Source organism: Pseudomonas citronellolis (assembly GCF_900112375.1).
Taxonomy (GTDB): Bacteria; Pseudomonadota; Gammaproteobacteria; order Pseudomonadales; family Pseudomonadaceae; genus Pseudomonas; species Pseudomonas citronellolis.
In genome coordinates, this window is the sequence record NZ_FOLS01000020.1 from 83,336 (window position 1) to 100,863 (window position 17,528).

General features: G+C 70.4%; 21 protein-coding genes and 1 riboswitch. Of the genes, 7 read left to right on the top strand and 14 right to left on the bottom strand.

All coding sequences use genetic code 11. The features are described from left to right. The first annotated feature begins 114 nt into the window (after positions 1-114). Entirely contained in the window at positions 115-1,341 is a 1,227-nt protein-coding gene (locus BM060_RS19215; RefSeq protein ID WP_074981981.1) for an alpha/beta fold hydrolase, read from the top strand. Positions 1,342-1,524: 183 nt separating this feature from the next. Here BM060_RS19215 and BM060_RS19220 read toward each other — a convergent pair whose 3' ends face one another. Beyond that, positions 1,525-2,379 carry a class I SAM-dependent methyltransferase gene (locus BM060_RS19220; RefSeq protein WP_074981982.1) on the bottom strand — a complete coding sequence of 285 codons (855 nt, stop codon included), beginning with the start codon at positions 2,377-2,379 and terminating at the stop codon, positions 1,525-1,527. Positions 2,380-2,442: 63 nt separating this feature from the next. Here BM060_RS19220 and BM060_RS19225 point away from each other — a divergent pair, with 63 nt between their 5' ends. Together BM060_RS19225 and BM060_RS19230 are read left to right on the top strand one after the other, a co-directional pair. Next, a complete protein-coding gene (locus tag BM060_RS19225) occupies positions 2,443-3,162 on the top strand; it encodes a DNA-3-methyladenine glycosylase (RefSeq protein WP_074981984.1) in 720 nt (239 codons plus the stop codon). Continuing rightward, a complete protein-coding gene (locus BM060_RS19230; protein WP_074981985.1) occupies positions 3,159-4,472 on the top strand; it encodes a bifunctional DedA family/phosphatase PAP2 family protein in 1,314 nt (437 codons plus the stop codon). The genes BM060_RS19225 and BM060_RS19230 overlap by 4 nt, the downstream gene beginning before the upstream one ends. Positions 4,473-4,475: 3 nt before the next feature. On the opposite strand, the gene BM060_RS19235 is transcribed toward BM060_RS19230, so the two are convergent. Further along, positions 4,476-5,378 (bottom strand): LysR family transcriptional regulator, encoded by a 903-nt coding sequence (locus BM060_RS19235; RefSeq protein ID WP_074981988.1) that lies wholly within the window; start codon positions 5,376-5,378, stop codon positions 4,476-4,478. A 103-nt stretch (positions 5,379-5,481) separates the two neighbouring features. Here BM060_RS19235 and BM060_RS19240 point away from each other — a divergent pair, with 103 nt between their 5' ends. Beyond that, the gene (locus BM060_RS19240; RefSeq protein WP_074981990.1) at positions 5,482-5,775 is read left to right on the top strand and encodes a putative quinol monooxygenase; all 294 of its coding nucleotides are present in this window, start codon (positions 5,482-5,484) and stop codon (positions 5,773-5,775) included. A gap of 9 nt (positions 5,776-5,784) precedes the next feature. Further along, complete coding sequence (locus BM060_RS19245) at positions 5,785-6,798, top strand: zinc-binding alcohol dehydrogenase family protein (protein WP_074981992.1); 1,014 nt, start codon at positions 5,785-5,787, stop codon at positions 6,796-6,798. A 330-nt stretch (positions 6,799-7,128) separates the two neighbouring features. Here the strand turns inward: BM060_RS19245 and BM060_RS19250 are convergent, their stop codons facing one another. From BM060_RS19250 to nrdR, 12 genes are all read right to left on the bottom strand, one after another. Beyond that, entirely contained in the window at positions 7,129-7,929 is an 801-nt protein-coding gene (locus BM060_RS19250; protein ID WP_074981994.1) for a cobalamin-binding protein, read from the bottom strand. Further along, on the bottom strand, positions 7,929-8,345 hold the full coding sequence (locus BM060_RS19255; protein ID WP_074981996.1) for an MFS transporter: 417 nt from the start codon (positions 8,343-8,345) through the stop codon (positions 7,929-7,931). Before BM060_RS19255 ends, BM060_RS19250 begins: the two co-directional genes overlap by 1 nt. Next, a complete protein-coding gene (gene ribA / locus BM060_RS19260) occupies positions 8,342-8,965 on the bottom strand; it encodes a GTP cyclohydrolase II (protein ID WP_074981998.1) in 624 nt (207 codons plus the stop codon). The genes BM060_RS19255 and ribA overlap by 4 nt, the downstream gene beginning before the upstream one ends. Positions 8,966-9,082: 117 nt before the next feature. Further along, a complete protein-coding gene (locus BM060_RS19265) occupies positions 9,083-9,730 on the bottom strand; it encodes a retropepsin-like aspartic protease family protein (RefSeq protein ID WP_074982000.1) in 648 nt (215 codons plus the stop codon). A gap of 84 nt (positions 9,731-9,814) precedes the next feature. Then, entirely contained in the window at positions 9,815-10,330 is a 516-nt protein-coding gene (locus BM060_RS19270) for a phosphatidylglycerophosphatase A family protein (protein WP_074982003.1), read from the bottom strand. 5 nt (positions 10,331-10,335) lie between these two features. Next, the gene (thiL, locus tag BM060_RS19275) at positions 10,336-11,295 is read right to left on the bottom strand and encodes a thiamine-phosphate kinase (RefSeq protein ID WP_074982005.1); all 960 of its coding nucleotides are present in this window, start codon (positions 11,293-11,295) and stop codon (positions 10,336-10,338) included. A gap of 14 nt (positions 11,296-11,309) precedes the next feature. Further along, entirely contained in the window at positions 11,310-11,789 is a 480-nt protein-coding gene (nusB, locus tag BM060_RS19280; protein ID WP_074982007.1) for a transcription antitermination factor NusB, read from the bottom strand. Next, a complete protein-coding gene (ribH, locus tag BM060_RS19285) occupies positions 11,786-12,262 on the bottom strand; it encodes a 6,7-dimethyl-8-ribityllumazine synthase (protein WP_043273459.1) in 477 nt (158 codons plus the stop codon). Before ribH ends, nusB begins: the two co-directional genes overlap by 4 nt. A 100-nt stretch (positions 12,263-12,362) precedes the next feature. Beyond that, entirely contained in the window at positions 12,363-13,457 is a 1,095-nt protein-coding gene (gene ribBA, locus BM060_RS19290; protein ID WP_074982009.1) for a bifunctional 3,4-dihydroxy-2-butanone-4-phosphate synthase/GTP cyclohydrolase II, read from the bottom strand. Between the two features lie 14 nt (positions 13,458-13,471). Continuing rightward, positions 13,472-14,134 (bottom strand): riboflavin synthase, encoded by a 663-nt coding sequence (locus BM060_RS19295; protein ID WP_074982011.1) that lies wholly within the window; start codon positions 14,132-14,134, stop codon positions 13,472-13,474. Between the two features lie 176 nt (positions 14,135-14,310). Then, a riboswitch (FMN riboswitch) is annotated at positions 14,311-14,476 on the bottom strand. A 114-nt stretch (positions 14,477-14,590) separates the two neighbouring features. After that, complete coding sequence (ribD, locus tag BM060_RS19300; protein WP_074982013.1) at positions 14,591-15,691, bottom strand: bifunctional diaminohydroxyphosphoribosylaminopyrimidine deaminase/5-amino-6-(5-phosphoribosylamino)uracil reductase RibD; 1,101 nt, start codon at positions 15,689-15,691, stop codon at positions 14,591-14,593. After that, positions 15,688-16,152: a transcriptional regulator NrdR gene (gene nrdR, locus BM060_RS19305; protein ID WP_024128042.1), complete on the bottom strand. Its 465-nt coding sequence runs from the start codon at positions 16,150-16,152 to the stop codon at positions 15,688-15,690. Before nrdR ends, ribD begins: the two co-directional genes overlap by 4 nt. A 163-nt stretch (positions 16,153-16,315) precedes the next feature. Between nrdR and BM060_RS19310 the strand changes: the two genes are divergently transcribed. Continuing rightward, entirely contained in the window at positions 16,316-16,762 is a 447-nt protein-coding gene (locus tag BM060_RS19310; RefSeq protein ID WP_074982015.1) for a YbaY family lipoprotein, read from the top strand. Continuing rightward, positions 16,759-17,418 carry a class I SAM-dependent methyltransferase gene (locus BM060_RS19315; protein WP_074982017.1) on the top strand — a complete coding sequence of 220 codons (660 nt, stop codon included), beginning with the start codon at positions 16,759-16,761 and terminating at the stop codon, positions 17,416-17,418. Before BM060_RS19310 ends, BM060_RS19315 begins: the two co-directional genes overlap by 4 nt. The last annotated feature ends 110 nt before the right edge of the window (positions 17,419-17,528 follow it).

Here is a 17,528-nt window from a genome sequence, read left to right on the forward strand (position 1 = left end):
CAAAAGGCCGGCCTCTGTCTACCTTGGAGCCACCCCGCCGCGCAATGCCAGCCGTTCGCCATCCGGCACGCCAGGGAAGAACAACAAGAGGCGGAACACCGCCGGAGATTCGCCATGCGCTACCGCACCGACTACAGCGCCCAGGCCCTCACCGCCGCCCCGGCGGTGCTCGAACTGGACGGCTGGCAACTCCACTACCAGGCCTTCGCCCACCGCGCGGACGACCCGCACCCGCCGGTGCTGCTGCTCGGCGGCGCCTTCCAGAGCTTCCGCTCCTTCGCCAGCGAAGTCAGCGAGCTGCTCGCCGAGCACCCGGTGATCCTCCTCGACCTGCCCAGCCAGGGCGGTAACCTGCAACTGGCGCCGCAACTGAGCCTGGAAGACCTGGCCGACCTGATCGCCGCCTTCGCCGAGGCGCTGCGCCTGCCGCCGCTGATGCCCATCGGCCTGTCCTACGGCTCGGCCCTGGCCGCCCTCTTCGCTGCCCGCCACCCCGGGCGCTGCGCGCGCCTGCTGCTGGCCGGCATCACCGCCTTCGGCCGCCCCGGCGCCCGCGCGCTACTGGAAGAAGCCCTGGCGCGCCTGAACCTGGGCCAGCACGAAGCCTTCGCCAACGGCGTGCTGACCGGCCTGGTCAATCCGCTGCGCCTGGCCGATACCGGCGTCTCCCCGGTGTTCCGCAAGGCCCTGCTGCGCCAGTTACAGCGCCTGACACCGGCGGAAGTCGAACGCTACCGGCAGAACAGCCGGCGCCTGCTGGCCTTCGGCGGCTTCGAGCGCCACCCGCAATGCCCGACCCTGGTGCTGGCCGGCGAATACGACCACTTCACCCAGCCCTGGGAGCACGCCGAATTCGCCCTCGCCTGCGCCGACGCGCAGTTCGCCCTGATCCACGACGCCGACCACCTGGCCCAGTTCGAACGCCGCGGCGCCTGCGCCCGGCTGTACACACCCTTCCTCGACGGCCAGCCGCTGCCGCTCAACGCCGCCGGCAGCACGCGCTTCCAACGCCAGCAACTGCCGCACCTGGAACGCCGCTTCGAACCGCGCCTGGCGCCACCGCAACCCCGCGCCCTGCTGCACCATGCCGATGGCGGGCAATGGCGCGCCGAACTGATGGAGATCGGCTACTTCGGCGGCCTGGCCCACGCCGACCTGCCGGCCGAACTGCCGCAACGCGGCTGGCGCCTGGCCATCCCCGGCGTGGAAGAACTGGACATCCTGCCGCTGCGCCGCACAGCGGACGGCGTCGCCTTCATCTTCCCCCACGGCGATCCCCGCGCCAGCGCCAGCCTGGCGGAGCTGGTGGTGCCGTTGCAGCAAGGGGCCTGCGCGGCCTGAAGCAACGGAACGGCGTATAACCGCGAACGGTTATACGCCCTACACCCAAGGGCGAACCACGATGCCGCCTAGGTTCACCCTCCCCTGTAGGAGCGAGCTTGCTCGCGAACCCTGCCGAACCCACCCTTGGGCAGGATGCGGTTCGCGAGCAAGCTCGCTCCTACGAAGAGCCGTCGGGGCAGGTCAGGTGCGGGCTTCGATGACGCGCACCAGGCTCGGCATGCGTCCGCGCGGCAGGCACAGTTCGGCGCCGTGCACCTGTGGGTCAAGCACTTCTACGCCGGCGAAGCCGCAGCCGCGGAAGGCCGCGGCTATTTCCGCCTCGCTGCGGTAGTGCAGCGGGTAGCCGCCGCGGGTGAGCCGGCCGATCAGGCCGACGCCCCAGCGGATCTGCCGATAGCGCGGATGTTCGCGCAGGTCCGGGTAGAGTTCGGTGAGGTAGGTGGCCGCCGGGAAGTCGGCCAGGACCGCCGCCAGGCGCGTCCAGAAACCCTCGATCAGCGGGCGCTGGAAGTAGTTCACCAGGCCCTCGGTGATCACCACCACGGGGCGCTGGCGGTCGAGTTGGGCGAAGAGCGCGGCCAGGGTATGCGGGCCGTCCTCGGCGAGGATGTCCACGGGGTGCACCCGGTGCCTTTCGTCCAGCCAGCCCTGCCCTTGCAGCAGGGCCGACTTGCGCGCGGCCATGGGCGGCAGGTCCGCCTCCAGGTAGTCCAGCTGCGGATAACGCTGGCGGAAGCGCCTGCCGCGCGGCGACAGGCCGCAGGCGATCTCCACCACCTGGGTGACGCCGCGCTGCTCGATGGCCTGGCGCAGGCGCGCGTCTATCAGCAGGTGGCGCTGCAGCAGGAAGTCCTCGATGTTCAGCCCGAAGCCCAGGCGCGCGCCCCAGGCGATCGGCGCCATGCAGCCGTGCACCCAGCGCCCGAAGGCGGTGGCGAAGGCCGGCTCGGCGAGCTTGTGGCGGAACCAGACATAGCCGGTGTAGTGCGCACTGGGGGTGATGTGCGCGCTGTCGGCGCGGATGCGTTCAGCCATGATTCAGTCTCTTGTTGTTATCATCCGCCAGCCTAAGAGCGCCCTGGTACCCACGACAATCCCATGCCTGCCGATCCCATCCTTGGTTTGCCCTGGCCCGAAGCGCGGCCGCTGCCCCATTCCTTCTTCGACCGCGACGCCCTGCTGGTGGCGCGCCAGCTGCTGGGCAAGGTGATCCGTCACCGCGTCGGCGGGCTCTGGCTGTCCGCGCGGATCATCGAGACCGAAGCCTATTACTTGGCCGAGAAAGGCAGCCACGCCTCGCTCGGCTACACCGAGAAGCGCAAGGCGCTGTTCCTCGACGGCGGGCACATCTACATGTACTACGCGCGTGGCGGCGACTCGCTGAACTTCAGCGCCGGTGGCGCCGGCAACGCCGTGCTGATGAAGTCCGGGCACCCCTGGATGGATCGCGTCAGCGGCGACGAGGCCGTGGCCCGCATGCGCCAGCTCAACCCCGCCGCCGATGGCAGCGAGCGCCCGCTGGGCAAGCTCTGCGCCGGCCAGACACTGCTGTGCAAGGCCATGGGCCTCAAGGTGCCGGACTGGGATGCCCGACAGTTCGACGTGCAGCGGCTGTTCGTCGACGACGTCGGCGACACCCCGGCGCAGGTCATCCAGACCACCCGCCTAGGCATCCCCCACGGCCGCGACGAGCACCTGATGTACCGCTTCGTCGACGCCGCCTTCGCGCCCTTCTGCACGCGAAACCCGCTGCGCCGCGGCCAGGTCGAAGGACGCGACTATTACCTGCTGGATAGCTCGGAAGCGCACCGCACATGAGCCTGGACCTGTTCAACCAATGGATCGCCGGCCACCCGCAGTGGCTGGGGCTGGTGGTCTTCCTCATCGCCTTCCTCGAATGCGCGGCGGTGGTCGGCCTGGTGCTGCCCGGCGTGGTGATGCTCTTCGCCGTGGCCGTGCTGGCCGGCGGCGGCGCCCTGGGCCTGGGGCAGACGCTGCTGCTGGCCTTCGCCGGCGGCCTGCTGGGCGACCTCTGCTCGTACTTCCTCGGCCGCCGCTTCCACCAGGACATCCGCCGCCTGCCGCTGCTGCGCCACCACCCGGAATGGCTGGCCGGCGCAGAAGGCTTCGTCGCCCGCTACGGCGTCACCAGCCTGCTGGTGGGCCGCTTCATCGGCGCCCTGCGGCCGTTCCTGCCGCTGGTGGCGGGCATGCTCGACATGCCCTTCGGGCGCTTCCTGGCGGTCTCCATCCTGGCCGCCGCCGGCTGGTCGGTGGCCTACCTGCTGCCCGGCTGGACCACCGGCGCAGCCCTGCGCCTGCCACTGCCGGAAGGCTTCTGGCCGGAGATGGCGGTGGTCGCCGGCGGCCTGGCCGTGCTCGGCGGCGCCTTGATCCATGCCTGCCTGAAGCGGCGCCACGGCACCGCACTGATCGCCGCCGGGCTGAGCGCCGCCCTGCTGCTGGGCATCCTGATCGGCTGGCCGCACCTGGATGCCCTCGACCACGGCCTGATGACGCTGATCCAGGAGGAACGCAGCCCGCTGCTGAACCACATCATGGTGGCGGTGACGCGCCTGGGCGACTTCCGCACCCAGGTGATCGTCGGCATCGTCGTCAGCGGCCTGCTGCTGGGCCTGGGCAAATGGCGCCATGCGCTGTTCGCCGGCGGCACCCTGCTGGCCACGGCACTGCTCAACACCACCCTCAAGCACTTCTTCGGCCGCGCCCGCCCGGAGGTGATCGCCGACCCGCTGAGCGCCTTCAGCATGCCCAGCGGGCACAGCTCGGCGTCCTTCGCCTGCTTCCTGGTGCTCGGCGTGCTGGCCAGCCGCGAGGGCTCGCCGCGGGTGCGCCTGACCTGGCTGCTGCTGGCCATGCTGCCGGCCGCCTGGATCGCCGGCTCGCGCCTGTACCTGGGCGCGCACTGGCCCAGCGACGTGATCGCCGGCGCCCTGCTCGCCGCCGCCGTCTGCGCCGCCGCGCTCTGGGCCAGCCAGCTGCGCCAGCCGCTGCCGGCCCTGCCCAAGCGCATCTGGTGGTGCCTGGTGCCGACCCTGCTGCTGGTGTTCTCGGTCTCGGTCGGCTGGGACCTCAGCCACGCCGTGGCGCGCTACACCCCGCTCTGAGCCTCAGCGCCAGGGCGCGCCGCGCAGATGCTCGGCGCAGCGCTGCTGGACGAACTCGCGCAGCAGGGTCACCGACGGGCTCAGCTGCGCGCGGTGGGTGCAGAACAGGTTCAGCGGCGCCGCCTCGCCCCGGTGGTCGGCCAGGGCCACTTCCAGGCGCCCGGCGCGCACGTCGGCGGCCACGTCCAGCCAGGACTTGTAGACCAGCCCGCGCCCGGCCACCGCCCAGCGCCGCACCACGTCGGCGTCGTCGCTGACGCGGTCGCCGCCCACCTCGACCGTCTCGTCGCCGAAGCGCCAGCGTTCGTGCACACGGCCGCCGAGCATGTACAGCAGGCAGTTGTGCCGGGCCAGGTCCTGCGGCCGCTGCGGCCGGCCATGCTGGGCGAAGTAGGCCGGCGCGCCGCACAGCACGCGGCGGTTGTCCGCCGCCAGGGGCAGCGCCACCAGGCTGGAGTCCGGCGGCTGGCCGAGGCGGATGGCCACGTCCACCGGCTGGCGGTAGAGGTCGGCCTGGCGGTCGCTGAGCAGCAGGCGCAAAACCAGCCGCGGGTGCTGCGCCTGGAACTCGTCGAGCCAGGGCAACAGCACGTTGCGCCCCAGGTCCGAGGGCGCCGAGACCTGCAACGGCCCGGCGATCTCGCTGCGGCCGCCGGCCAGCAGCTGGCGGCCCTCCTCCAGGCTCTGCAGCGAGGCCCGCGCATGGGCCAGGAACAGCTCGCCCTCGGCGGTCAGCCGCAGGCTGCGGGTGGAACGGGCGAACAGGCGCGCCTGCAGGGCGCCCTCCAGGCGCTTGAGCGCGGCGCTGGCCACCGCCGGCGACACCTCCAGTTCGCGGGCCGCGGCGGACAGGCTGCCGCGCTCGGCGGTGCGGACGAACAGCTGGAGGTCGTCGAAACGCAGCATTTTCAATTTTCCTTTGAAAGAGACTTTCTTCCTACGCGGTTTTTCTTCACAACGAAAGAGCGGAGGATGCGCCCATCCCCCACTGCCGCAAGGAAGAGTCCCGATGAGCAGCCCCCTCACCCTGATCGCCATCATCCGCGCCAAGCCCGGCCGCGCCGACGCCCTGCAGGCCCGCCTGGCCGAGCTGCGCGTGCCCTCGCGGGCCGAGCCCGGCTGCATCCAGTACGACCTGCACCGCGACCGCAAGGACGCCGACCTGATCTACATGATCGAGCAATGGCGCGACGAGGCCGCCCTCGCCGAGCACGAGGCCAGCGAGCACTTCCAGGCCTTCGTCGCGTCCAGCCGGGACGACCTGGCCGAACTCGACATCCGCCTGATGAACCGCATCGACTGAGGAGCCGCCATGAAAGCCATCGGTTACACCCACAGCCGCCCGATCGACGCCGACGACGCCCTGCTCGACATCCAACTGCCGGAGCCGACGCCCGGCCCGCGCGACCTGCTGGTGGAAGTCCGCGCCATTTCCGTCAACCCGGTGGACACCAAGGTGCGCCAGCGCGCCGAGCCTGCGGCCGGCGAATACAAGGTGCTGGGTTGGGACGCCGCCGGCGTGGTCCGCGCGGTGGGCAGCGAGGTCAGCCTGTTCCGCCCGGGCGACGAGGTGTTCTACGCCGGCGACCTGACGCGCCCGGGCAGCAACGCCGAACTGCAGCTGGTGGACGAGCGCATCGTCGGCGCCAAGCCGGCCAGCCTCGACTTCGCCCAGGCCGCGGCCCTGCCGCTGACCAGCATCACCGCCTGGGAGCTGCTGTTCGAACGCCTGCAGATCGCCGAGGGCCCGGGCAGCGCCGGGCAGAGCCTGCTGATCGTCGGCGCCGCCGGCGGCGTGGGTTCCATCCTCACCCAACTGGCCCGGCACCTGACCGGCGTGACCGTGATCGGCACGGCCTCGCGGGCGGAAACCCAGGAATGGGTCCGCGACCTCGGCGCCCACCACGTCATCGACCACGGCAAGCCGCTGAGCGAGGAACTGCAGCGCATCGGCATCGGCCAGGTGAGCCACGTGGCCAGCCTGACGCACACCGACGGGCACCTGCAGCAGATAGTCGCCAGCCTGCACCCGCAGGGCCGCCTGGGCCTGATCGACGACCCGGCGAACCTGAACGTGAGCCTGCTCAAGCAGAAGAGCCTGTCGCTGCACTGGGAGTTCATGTACACCCGCTCGATGTTCCAGACCGACGACATGATCGAGCAGCACCGCCTGCTGCAGCGCGTGTCGAGCCTGGTCGACCAGGGCGTGCTGCGCACCACCCTGGGCGAGCACTTCGGCCGCATCGACGCCGCCAACCTGCGCCGCGCCCACGCGCTGCTGGAGAGCGGCAAGGCCAAGGGCAAGATCGTGCTGGAGGGGTTCTGAGCGGTGGGAGGTACGGTGCTTCTCTCCCGTAAGAGCCGGACATACCGACGCAATTCGCGAATGAGGTCCTACGCTGCAGGCGAGCACGGCTTTTCGTAGGAGCGAGCTTGCTCGCGAATGAACCCCGCAGCGGAGTCTGTTCGCGAGCAAGCTCGCTCCTACGAAGAGCACCCCGGTGCGGTCTGCAAGACAGTTGCGCCTACGCGCCCACCCGCGCCATTCCCATGTAGGAGCGCGCCCTGCGCGCGATTCGCGGGCAGGGCCCGCTCCTACAGGTTATGGGGGGGTACGGCATCCCGGCCGGCGGATAACCGCGAACGGTTATCCGCCCTACGGCTCGGCCTTGGCGAGCAGGCGGCAGAGTTTTTCGGTGGCGGCCAGCATGGCGTAGCTCGGCCGCTCCAGGTTGCGGTCGGGCAGCACCCAGAGCTGGTTCAGGCGGGTCGCGCTCAGTTGTTTCATGGCCCGCCATTCCGCCGCCTGTTCGGCGTTGGGCGCCAGTATCACTTGCGGATCGCGGGCCAGCACCGCTTCCATGCCCACCTGCGGCGCCGGCAGCTGCAGGTCGTCGAACAGATTGCGCGCGCCGCACACCTGCAGGGCATCGCTGACCACCTGGCGTCCGCCCAGGGTGTACAGCGGACGGTTCCATACCTGGTAGAACAGCCGCAGCGGGTGCTCGCGGGCGTACTGCTGGCGCAGTTCGGCGATGCGCTGGCGGAAGCTGGCGGCCAAGGCCGCGGCCTTGTCCTGGGCGCCGAGCAGCGCGCCCAGCTCTTCCAGCTGCCTGGGGATATCTTCCAACCGGTGCGGCTCGGCGATGTAGAGCTTCAGGCCCAGGCCCTTCAGCCGCGCCATCTGCGCATCGGGAATGCTGCCGGGCCAGACCAGCACCAGGTCCGGCCGCAGGCTCAGCAGGCGTTCCAGGTTCAGCTGCCCGTAGCGCCCCAGCGATGGCAGCGCCGCCAGTTGCGCCGGGCGTTCGTCGCCATCGAGCACACCCACCAGGCGCGCGCCGGCGCCCAGTTCCAGGACGCTGTCGGTCATCGAGGGCGACAGGCTCACCACCCGCTGCGCCGCCAGTGCCGGCAGGCCTAGCGATAGCAGCAGGACGGCAACGAGCAGGCGCATCAGAGCAACTGGCGCGGCAGGCGGTACAGCCAGAGGATCAGCAGGCTGGTCAGCCCGAGGAGGATCAGCGCCACGCCGGACAGGTCGGTGAAACACGCCAGCACGCCGATCCAGGCCGGCAGGCTGGCGCCGAGGACGCCGTTGCGCCAGGTGCGCGCCAGCTCCGCCCAGGCGACGGGCTCTTCGGCCGTGTCACGGGCCTTGCCGGCGTCGATCAGGGCGAGCTTGTAGCGGCGGAACAGCGGCAGGGTGAAGTACATCGAGACCAGCGCGGCGACGTACAGCGGGGTGGCCAGCACGGCCAGGGCGTCGATCTCGAAGCCCCACAGCAGCAGCGCCAGCAGCGGCCCGAGAGCCAGGGCCAGGTGCAGCCACCACAGACGCCCCAGGCGGCCGAACTCGGCGGCGCGGTTCACTGCGCCTCGATCTCCGCCTCGCCCTGGTGCAGCTCGCCGAGCATGTGCCCGAGCTTGCCGGCCTTGGTCGCCAGGTAGCGCTTGTTGTGCGGGTTCAGGCCCTTCTGCAGGGGCACGCGCTCGGCCACTGTGAGGCCGTAGCCCTCCAGCGCCTTCACCTTGCGCGGGTTGTTGGTCATCAGCTTCAGCGAGCAGACGCCCAGGTGCTGCAGCATCGGCAGGCACATGGCGTAGTCGCGCTGGTCGGCGCCGAAGCCCAGCTTGAGGTTGGCTTCGACCGTGTCCGCGCCTTCGTCCTGCAGGGCGTAGGCGCGGATCTTGTTCAGCAGGCCGATGCCACGGCCTTCCTGGCGCAGGTACAGCAGCACGCCGCGACCTTCGCGGGCGATGGCCGAGAGCGCGCCTTCGAGCTGGAAGCCGCAGTCGCAGCGCAGGCTGAACAGGGCATCGCCGGTCAGGCATTCGGAATGCAGGCGACCGAGCACCGGCTGGCCGTCGTCGATCTTGCCCATGGTCAGGGCGACATGTTCCTTGCCGGTTTCCTCGTCGAGGAAGCCATGCATGGTGAATTCGCCGAAGGGAGTGGGCAGCTTGGAGGCGGCGACGAACACGACGGACACCGGAAACTCCTGAAAGTCAGACAGTAGTAAGGAGCCGGCATTGTAACAGCAGTGCCGGGGCCGCCGTCATTGCGAAATCCGCAACTTGGCTATCGAAGCCATCGATGGATCCGGCGCTCAGTGTTTGGATTGGATGTACATCATCCCCTGCTCTTCCCGCCAACCCACGCGGTTGAGGAAGCTCATGCCCAGCAGAATCTCGGTGGGGAACTCGCCTTCCAGCACGCTGGCGTCGACGCCCAGCACCTCGATGCCGCCGAGCTTCACGCTGTTCAGGCCGATGCGCCAGCCCTTGACGGTGCCGCTGGCGGTGGAGGCGACCATGGGCTTGCCGACCACCCGGTAGTCGATGCCCAGGCGCCGCGCCTGGGCTTCGTTCATCGCCACCGTGGTGGCGCCGGTGTCGACCAGGAACTGGGCGTTCTGGCCGTTGATCGAGCCGGACACCCAGTAATGCCCGCCGGTGCCGCGGGCGATGCTCATTTCCTGTACCGGCGCCGGGGCCGAGTAGCCGCTGGCGTTGTATTCGCGGCTCAGTTCGTAGGTGCGTTCCACGCCCTCGACGCGCAGCACCGCCTTGTGCGCGTCGGCGCTGACCACCTGCACGCCCTGCGGCCCGGTCTCGCCCACGCGGAGGAACTTGCGCTGGCCGTCGATGTTCACCACCGCGGCGTTGGGGAACAGCCCCACCACCCACACCTGCGGGGCGGCGAGGGCCGCGCTGGCGGCAAGGGCGAGGCTCAGGGCAGGCAGCAGGCGCAGCATGGTGGGGCTCCTTGTCGGCTGGCGCGAGGATGGCGCCACGTTACACCGGCGCCGCTGCGCCGTCAGTGATGAAGTCGGCTGTTGTCAGAGCAGCCAGGCGGCCCAGGCCCAGACCAAGCCCTGCATGGCCAGCCAGGCGAAGACCCCGGCGAGGACGTCGTCGAGCATGATGCCAACGCCGCCGTGCACGTGGCGGTCGACCCAGCGGATCGGCCAGGGCTTGAGGATGTCGAAGAAGCGGAACACCAGGAAGCCCACCAGCAGCCACCACCAGCCCTCGGGCACCAGCCAGAGGGTGATCCACATGCCGACCATCTCGTCCCAGACGATGCCTTCGTGGTCGTGCACGCGCAGGTCGTCGGCGACCTTGCCGCACAACCAGAAGCCGAACAGCATGGTCAGCCCCAGCATCAGCCAGTAGCCCCAGTCCGGCAGCAGCTGCCACAGCGGGACGAAGGGGATGGCCACCAGCGAGCCCCAGGTGCCCGGCGCCTTGGGCAGGGTTCCGGAGCCGAAGCCGAAGGCCAGGAAATGCCAGGGGTTGCGCCAGACCGACGGCGGCACGGGCTGGGCGGGGGCTTGGTCGGGATGTTCGGGCACTGCGGTCACTCCGTGAAATGCAGGTAGCCGCCCTGGCGCGGCGTGATGTCGTGGCCTGCGCCGTCCAGCACGCGCACCCCGCTGCCGGCCTCGACGCGGCCGATGGCCGCCAGCTGCGGCCACTGCGCCTGCAAGGCCGGCAACTGCGCGGGCGGCAGGGTGAAGGCGATGACGTAGTCGTCGCCGGCGCCGAGCTTGGCCTGCAGCGCGCGCTCGGCGCCCAGCAGGCTTTCCAGCGGCGCGCTGGCCGGAAGGCGTTCGGCTTCGATGATCAAGGCCACGCCGGAGGCGCGGGCGATGTGGCCGCAGTCGGCGAGCAGCCCGTCGGACACGTCCAGCGCCGCCGTGGCGCGACCGCGCAGGGCCTGGCCGAGGGCCAGCTGCGGCTGCGGCGCCCAGTAGCGCGCCAATAGCGGCTCGGCCACTTCGGGTTCGGCGGCCAGGCGGCCGAGCACCAGCTCCAGAGCGCCGCCGGCCTCGCCGACCGGGCCGCCGACGCAGAGCAGGTCGCCGGGGCGGGCGCCGCTGCGGGTCAGCGCCTGGCCGACGGGCACCTGGCCGAATACGGTGAGGGTCATGCTCAGCGGGCCGCGGGTGGTGTCGCCGCCGACCAGCGCCAGGCCGCAGGCCGCGGCCATGCGGTTCAGGCCCTGGGCGAAGGCTTCCAGCCAGGCCGGATCGGCTTCGGGTAGGGTCAGGGCGAGGGTGAAGGCCAGGGGCGCGGCGCCCATGGCCGCCAGGTCGCTGGCGGAAACCGCCAGGGCGCGCTGGCCGAGCAGGAAGGGATCGCACAGCGCGGGGAAATGCACGCCGGCCACCAGGGTGTCGGTGGACACCGCCAGTTGCTGGCCGGCGGCCGGCGCCAGCAGGGCGCAGTCGTCGCCGATGCCCAGGGCCACGCCATCGGCCGCGGCCGCACAGGCGGCCGCGGCGAAATAGCGGCGGATCAGTTCGAACTCACCCATGCCTTGCGGCGGACTCAGCGCTTGGCGCCGCGCAGCTCGGCGGCGCGCAGACGCGGCGCCAGCTTGTCCAGCACACCGTTGACGAACTTGTGGCCGTCGGTGGCGCCGAAGGTCTTGGCCAGCTCGATGCCTTCGTTGATCACCACCTTGTAGGGCACGTCCTGGCGGTTGCGCAGCTCGTAGGTGGCCAGGCGCAGGATGGCCAGCTCGACCGGGTCGATCTCTTCCAGCGGGCGGTCCAGGCAGGGGGTGAATTCCTGGTCCAGCTCGGTCTTCAGGCGCGGCACGCCGTGGAGGATCTCGTGGAAGTAGGCGCCATCGACATCGCTGAAGTCGTTGTCGGTGCGGAAGGTCGCCTCGATCTCGTTCAGCGGCTGGCCGGCCATCTGCCAGGAGTACAGGGCCTGCACCGCGAGGCTGCGGGCCTTGCGGCGCATGGCGATCTTGTTGGGCTTGGCCGGCTTGGACGGGGTGCCGTTGTCGTTGCTGCTCACTTGGCCTCCAGCTGCGACAGCAGGCTCACCATTTCCAGGGCGGACAGCGCGGCCTCGGCGCCCTTGTTGCCGGCCTTGGTGCCGGAGCGCTCGATGGCCTGTTCGATGGAGTCGACGGTCAGCACGCCGAAGGCCACCGGCACGCCGAACTGCAGGGAAACCTGCGCCAGGCCCTTGGTGCACTCGCCGGCAACGTATTCGAAGTGCGGGGTGCCGCCGCGGATCACCGCGCCGAGGGCGATGATGGCGTCGAACTCGCCGCGCTGGGCGACTTTCTGGGTTACCAGGGGGATCTCGAAGGCGCCCGGGGCGCGGATGATGGTGATGTCGCCTTCGGCGACGCCGTGGCGCACCAGCGCATCGATGGCGCCTTGCACCAGGCTTTCCACCACGAAGCTGTTGAAGCGGCCAACCACCAGGGCGAAGCGGCCTTTGGGGGCGATGAAGGTACCTTCGATGGTCTTCAGGGTCATGGACAGGTCTCGTTTCGTTAAAGAGCCGGAGCGTCGGCGACGCTCCGCGAAATTAGGCTAGAAGAACGGCGCCGCCGTGCCAGGGCACGGCGGCGCGGGTTCATTCGGCGGGCAGGTATTCTACAACTTCCAGGTCGAAACCGGATATCGCGTTGAAGCGCATCGGCGCCGACATCAGGCGCATCTTGCGCACGCCCAGGTCGCGGAGGATCTGCGAACCGGCGCCGACGGTGCTGTAGGTGGTGCTGGGCTTGGGCGCCGGCGCGCTGGCGGCGATCTCGCGCACGTGGGCCAGCAGGTCCTCGCCGCCGATCTGGTGGCCCAGCAGCAGCACCACGCCGCTGCCGGCCTCGGCCACCTTGGCCATGGCCGCGCGCAGGCTCCAGCGCCCGGCCTGGTTGACCATCAGCAGGTCGCGCAGCGGGTCCATGTTGTGCACGCGCACCAGGGTCGGCTCTTCCGCGCAGATCTCGCCCAGGGTCAATGCCAGGTGCACCTCGCCCTCCACCGAGTCGCGGTAGGTGATCAGGTTGAACTGGCCCAGCTCGGTGTCCAGCGGCTGCTCGGCGAGGCGCTCGACGGTGCGCTCGTGGATCAGGCGGTAGTGGATCAGGTCGGCGATGGTGCCGATCTTGATGCCGTGCTGCTCGGCGAAGGCTTCCAGTTCCGGGCGGCGGGCCATGCTGCCGTCGTCGTTCATGATCTCGCAGATCACCCCGGACGCCTCGAAGCCACCCATGCGCGCCAGGTCGCAGGCCGCCTCGGTGTGGCCGGCGCGGGCCAGCACGCCGCCGGGCTGGGCCATCAGCGGGAAGATGTGGCCGGGGCTGACGATGTCGGCGGCCACCGCTTCCTTCGCGGCGGCGGCCTGCACGGTGCGTGCGCGGTCGGCGGCGGAGATGCCGGTGGTGACGCCTTCGGCGGCCTCGATGGAGACGGTGAACTTGGTGCCGAAGCCCGAGCCGTTGCGCTGCACCATCAGCGACAGGCCCAGGCGCTCGCAGCGCTCGCGGGTCATCGGCATGCAGATCAGGCCGCGGGCGTACTTGGCCATGAAGTTGATGTCTTCGGTGCGCACGCACTCGGCGGCCATGATCAGGTCGCCTTCGTTCTCGCGGTCCTCGTCATCCATGAGGATGACCATCTTGCCTTGGCGGATGTCTTCGACCAGTTCTTCGATGCTGTTGAGTGCCATCTGGGCAGCTCCTATCAATGCTTCATGAAGCCGTTTTCGGCCAGGAATGCTTCGGTGATGCTGCTGGCGGCGGGCTCGGCGGCCTTGTCGCCGAGCAGCAGGCGCTCCAGGTAGCGCGCCAGCAGGTCCACTTCCAGGTTCACCTGAAGACCGGGGCGGTAGTCGCCCATGATGGTCTCGCCCAAGGTGTGCGGGACTATGGTCAGCTCGAACTCGGCGCCATTCACCGCGTTGACCGTGAGGCTGGTGCCGTCGACGGTGATCGAGCCTTTCAGCGCGATGTACTTGGCCAGCTCGCGCGGGGCGCGCACGGTGAACTGGATGGCGCGGGCGTTATCCTCACGCTTGACGATCTCGCCGACGCCGTCGACGTGGCCGCTGACCAGGTGGCCGCCCAGGCGGGTGGTGGGGGTCAGGGCCTTCTCCAGGTTGACGCGGCTGCCGACCTTGAGCTGGGCGAAGGCGGTGCGCGCGAGGGTCTCGCGGCTGACGTCGGCCCAGAAGCCGTCGCCGGGCAGCTCCACGGCGGTCAGGCAGATGCCGTTGACGGCGATGCTGTCGCCGAGCTTGACGTCGGCGAGGTCGAGCTTGCCGGTCTGCACGTAGAGGCGCACGTCACCGCCCTTGGGGGTGATCGAGCGGATGCTGCCGATGGCTTCGATTATGCCGGTGAACATGGGGCCTCCCGGACGGCGCAATGCGGTTGCGCGCAGGCGTGCCGGCCGGCGCGAGCCAGCGCAGTGGAAACGAAGGGGTGGTGCATGGTGTTGGAACTCCTGTTTTGGGAAAAACAGGGCATACCGATCGAAGGGACACGACGCGCAGGCGTGCAGATGCACCTTGCGCAGGTTCATCCCGTTCTCTCTTCATCCGGACTGTTACCGTCGGCCCCGGGATCGCACCGGGTCTGCTGACCTTGCCACTGCGGCGGTGGGCCGGTCGTGGCAAGCGCTCGCGGGCTCGACGCGTTGCGCGCCATCACCGCCGGTGGGGACTTGCACCCCGCCCTGAGAACGTCAATCGCGGCCGTTACAGCGTTGACCGCGTGTGGCGTTTTACCACAGGCCGGCGCAAGTCGGAAGGTTCAGTTTGCTCTCCCCGCGCATTCGCAGGGGGTAGCGCAGACAATTCCGTCAGACCGGCCGCGCCGTGACCAGCCAGTCGTCGCCCACGGCGCGGATGTCGGCGATCTTCAGCTCGCGCGCCTCGGCCATCTTCTCCAGCGGCAGCTCCAAGAGCGGACGGGCGCTGGAACCCAGCAGCTTGGGCGCAACGAAAATCCGGTACTCGTCCACCAGCCCCAGGCGGGCGAAGGCCCCGGCCAGGCGCGGGCCGGCTTCCACCAGCACTTCGTTGGCGCCGCGCGCGCCCAGTTCGGCGAGCAGCTTCGCCAGGTCGACGTGGCCATCGGCGCCGGGCAGCACCAGCAGCTCGCGGCCCTCGGCGGCGAAACCGTCGCGTTCGGCGCAGCTGGCCACCAGCGCCGGGCCGGCCTGGTAGAAGGCGGCGTCGGTCGGCACCCGCAGGCGACCGTCCACCAGCACGCGCAGCGGCTGGCGCGCGGCGGCCAGGGCGGTCTGTTCGGCGTCCAGGCCCAGTTCGTCGGGGCGCACGGTGAGGCGGGCAGAGTCCAGCAGCACGGTGTCGGCGCCGGAGAGCACCACGCTGGAGCGCGCACGCAGGCGCTGCACGGCGCGGCGCGCGGCGGCGCCGGTGATCCACTGGCTCTCGCCGCTGGCCATGGCGGTGCGCCCGTCCAGGCTCATCGCCAGCTTGACGCGAACGAACGGCAGGCCGGTCTCCATGCGCTTGATGAAGCCGGCGTTGATTTCCCGGGCCTCGGCCTCCAGCACGCCGCAGGCCACCTCGATGCCGGCCTCGGCCAGGCGCCGCAGCCCCTGCCCGGCGACCTGCGGGTTGGGGTCCTGCATGGCCGCCACCACGCGGGCGACGCCGGCCTTCACCAGGGCATCGGCGCAGGGCGGGGTGCGGCCGAAGTGGCTGCAGGGCTCCAGGGTGACGTAGGCGGTGGCGCCGCGGGCGTTGTCGCCGGCCTGGCGCAGGGCGTGGACCTCGGCGTGGGGCTCGCCGGCGCGGACGTGCCAGCCTTCGCCGATCACCACGCCGTCCTTGACCACCACGCAGCCGACGCGGGGATTGGGGTGGGTGGAGTACAGCCCCTTGCGCGCCAGTTCCAGCGCGCGGGCCATGTAGGCCAGGTCGACGGCGCTCATTCCTTGGACGGCTCCCGGGCCAGGCGCTCGATCTCCTCGCGGAACTCGTTGAGGTCCTGGAAGCGCCGGTACACCGAGGCGAAGCGGATGTAGGCCACCTCGTCGAGCTTCTGCAGCTCGGCCATCACCAGCTCGCCGAGCACCCGCGACTTCACCTCGCGCTCGCCGGTGGCGCGCAGCTTGTGCTTGATGTGGGCGATGGCCTCTTCCAGGCGCTCGACGCTGACCGGGCGCTTCTCCAGCGCGCGCTGCATGCCGGCGCGCAGCTTGTCCTCGTCGAACGGCTGGCGGCTGCCGTCCTGCTTGATCAGCCGCGGCATGACCAGCTCGGCGGTCTCGAAGGTGGTGAAGCGCTCGCCGCAGGCCAGGCACTCGCGGCGGCGGCGGACCTGGTCGCCCTCGGCGACCAGGCGGGAATCGATGACTTTGGTGTCGTGGGCACCGCAGAAGGGACAATGCATGGCAGAGAATGGCCCTACGAAATGGTGGCCCATGGTACCCCATCCGCCGGGGCCCTTCGACCGGCCGTTCGACGAAACATCCGGCGCCGCGCTCCCCGAGACAAGCCGCACGCTTTACGCTATACAGGCGCCGCCCTGGAAACCGCCGCGAGGGAAATCGCCCATGCCACTCCGCCTTCTCTGCCTGCTCGCCCTGGCCCTGCTGGCCGCCTGTTCGAGCAAGCAACCCGCTCCGCAGCCTCCCGCCGCCAGTGCCCCGGCCAAGGCCGCCGCGACGCCCCTGCCGGCCAACCAGCGCGAATTGTCCGGGGTGCTCACCAGCAGCCGCGGCGCGTTGCCCGATGGCGCCGAGGTGGAACTGGCCCTGCTGCTGATGGATGAACGCGACCGGCCGCAGCGCGCCCTGGCCAGCCTGGTCCTGGTGGGCAACGGCGGCGCCCTGCCCTTCAGCCTGCGCTACGACCCCAGCGACTTCCCCAGCGGCGGCCGCATCGAACTGCATGCGCGGGTGGCGCAGAACGGCCAGTTGGCCTGGCGCCTGCGCCCGCTGACCATCGCTCCCGGGCAGTCCCAGGTCCTCGGCGAGCTGCGCCTGGAGCCGGCGCCGTGAAGGCCCCGCAGGACCTGCAGCAGGCCCTGGGCGAGCTGCTCGGCGACGCCCGCCTGGGCGCCGAGCGCCTGCCCGGCACCGACATAGCGCTGTGGCTGATCGATGCGCAGAACATGGACCGCCAGTTCAGCCCCGACGAGACCCGCCGCATCCTCGAAGAACCGCCCTACTGGTGCTTCTGCTGGGCCAGCGGTCTGGCCCTGGCGCGCTGGCTGGCCGAGCGCCCGCAGTGGGTGGCCGGCAAGCGCGTGCTGGACTTCGGCGCCGGCTCCGGCATCGCCGCCATCGCCGCGGCCAAGGCCGGCGCCGCCGAAGTGGTGGCCTGCGACCTCGACCCGCTGGCCCTGGCCGCCAGCCGCGCCAATGCCGAGCTGAACGGCGTGCAGCTGAGCTATTCAGAAGATTTCTTCGGCGAAGAGGACCGCTACGACCTGATCCTGGTCGCCGACGTGCTCTACGACCGCGCCAACCTGCCGCTGCTCGACGCCTTCCTCGGCAAGGGCCGCGAGGCCCTGGTGGCCGACTCGCGGGTGCGCGACTTCCAGCACCCGCTGTACCGGCGCCTGGACATCCTCGACGCCTGCACCTGGCCGGACCTGGCCGAGCCCCACGAATTCCGCAAGGTCAGCCTGTATCACGCGCAACGCGGCGCCTGACCGCCGTCGTAAGGACCGCGCCGAGGCGCTCTTCGTAGGAGCGAGCTTGCTCGCGAATGAGCCCCGCAGCGGAGTCTGTTCGCGAGCAAGCTCGCTCCTACGAGAAGCCG

What these genes read in the sequence shown, in the direction of transcription:
- BM060_RS19215 (WP_074981981.1), top strand. Translation starts at nt 115, where the DNA reads ATGCGCTACCGCACCGACTACAGCGCCCAGGCCCTCACCGCCGCCCCG.
- BM060_RS19220 (WP_074981982.1), bottom strand. Translation starts at nt 2,379, where the DNA reads ATGGCTGAACGCATCCGCGCCGACAGCGCGCACATCACCCCCAGTGCG.
- BM060_RS19225 (WP_074981984.1), top strand. Translation starts at nt 2,443, where the DNA reads ATGCCTGCCGATCCCATCCTTGGTTTGCCCTGGCCCGAAGCGCGGCCG.
- BM060_RS19230 (WP_074981985.1), top strand. Translation starts at nt 3,159, where the DNA reads ATGAGCCTGGACCTGTTCAACCAATGGATCGCCGGCCACCCGCAGTGG.
- BM060_RS19235 (WP_074981988.1), bottom strand. Translation starts at nt 5,378, where the DNA reads ATGCTGCGTTTCGACGACCTCCAGCTGTTCGTCCGCACCGCCGAGCGC.
- BM060_RS19240 (WP_074981990.1), top strand. Translation starts at nt 5,482, where the DNA reads ATGAGCAGCCCCCTCACCCTGATCGCCATCATCCGCGCCAAGCCCGGC.
- BM060_RS19245 (WP_074981992.1), top strand. Translation starts at nt 5,785, where the DNA reads ATGAAAGCCATCGGTTACACCCACAGCCGCCCGATCGACGCCGACGAC.
- BM060_RS19250 (WP_074981994.1), bottom strand. Translation starts at nt 7,929, where the DNA reads ATGCGCCTGCTCGTTGCCGTCCTGCTGCTATCGCTAGGCCTGCCGGCA.
- BM060_RS19265 (WP_074982000.1), bottom strand. Translation starts at nt 9,730, where the DNA reads ATGCTGCGCCTGCTGCCTGCCCTGAGCCTCGCCCTTGCCGCCAGCGCG.
- thiL (WP_074982005.1), bottom strand. Translation starts at nt 11,295, where the DNA reads ATGGGTGAGTTCGAACTGATCCGCCGCTATTTCGCCGCGGCCGCCTGT.
- ribH (WP_043273459.1), bottom strand. Translation starts at nt 12,262, where the DNA reads ATGACCCTGAAGACCATCGAAGGTACCTTCATCGCCCCCAAAGGCCGC.
- ribBA (WP_074982009.1), bottom strand. Translation starts at nt 13,457, where the DNA reads ATGGCACTCAACAGCATCGAAGAACTGGTCGAAGACATCCGCCAAGGC.
- BM060_RS19295 (WP_074982011.1), bottom strand. Translation starts at nt 14,134, where the DNA reads ATGTTCACCGGCATAATCGAAGCCATCGGCAGCATCCGCTCGATCACC.
- ribD (WP_074982013.1), bottom strand. Translation starts at nt 15,691, where the DNA reads ATGAGCGCCGTCGACCTGGCCTACATGGCCCGCGCGCTGGAACTGGCG.
- nrdR (WP_024128042.1), bottom strand. Translation starts at nt 16,152, where the DNA reads ATGCATTGTCCCTTCTGCGGTGCCCACGACACCAAAGTCATCGATTCC.
- BM060_RS19310 (WP_074982015.1), top strand. Translation starts at nt 16,316, where the DNA reads ATGCCACTCCGCCTTCTCTGCCTGCTCGCCCTGGCCCTGCTGGCCGCC.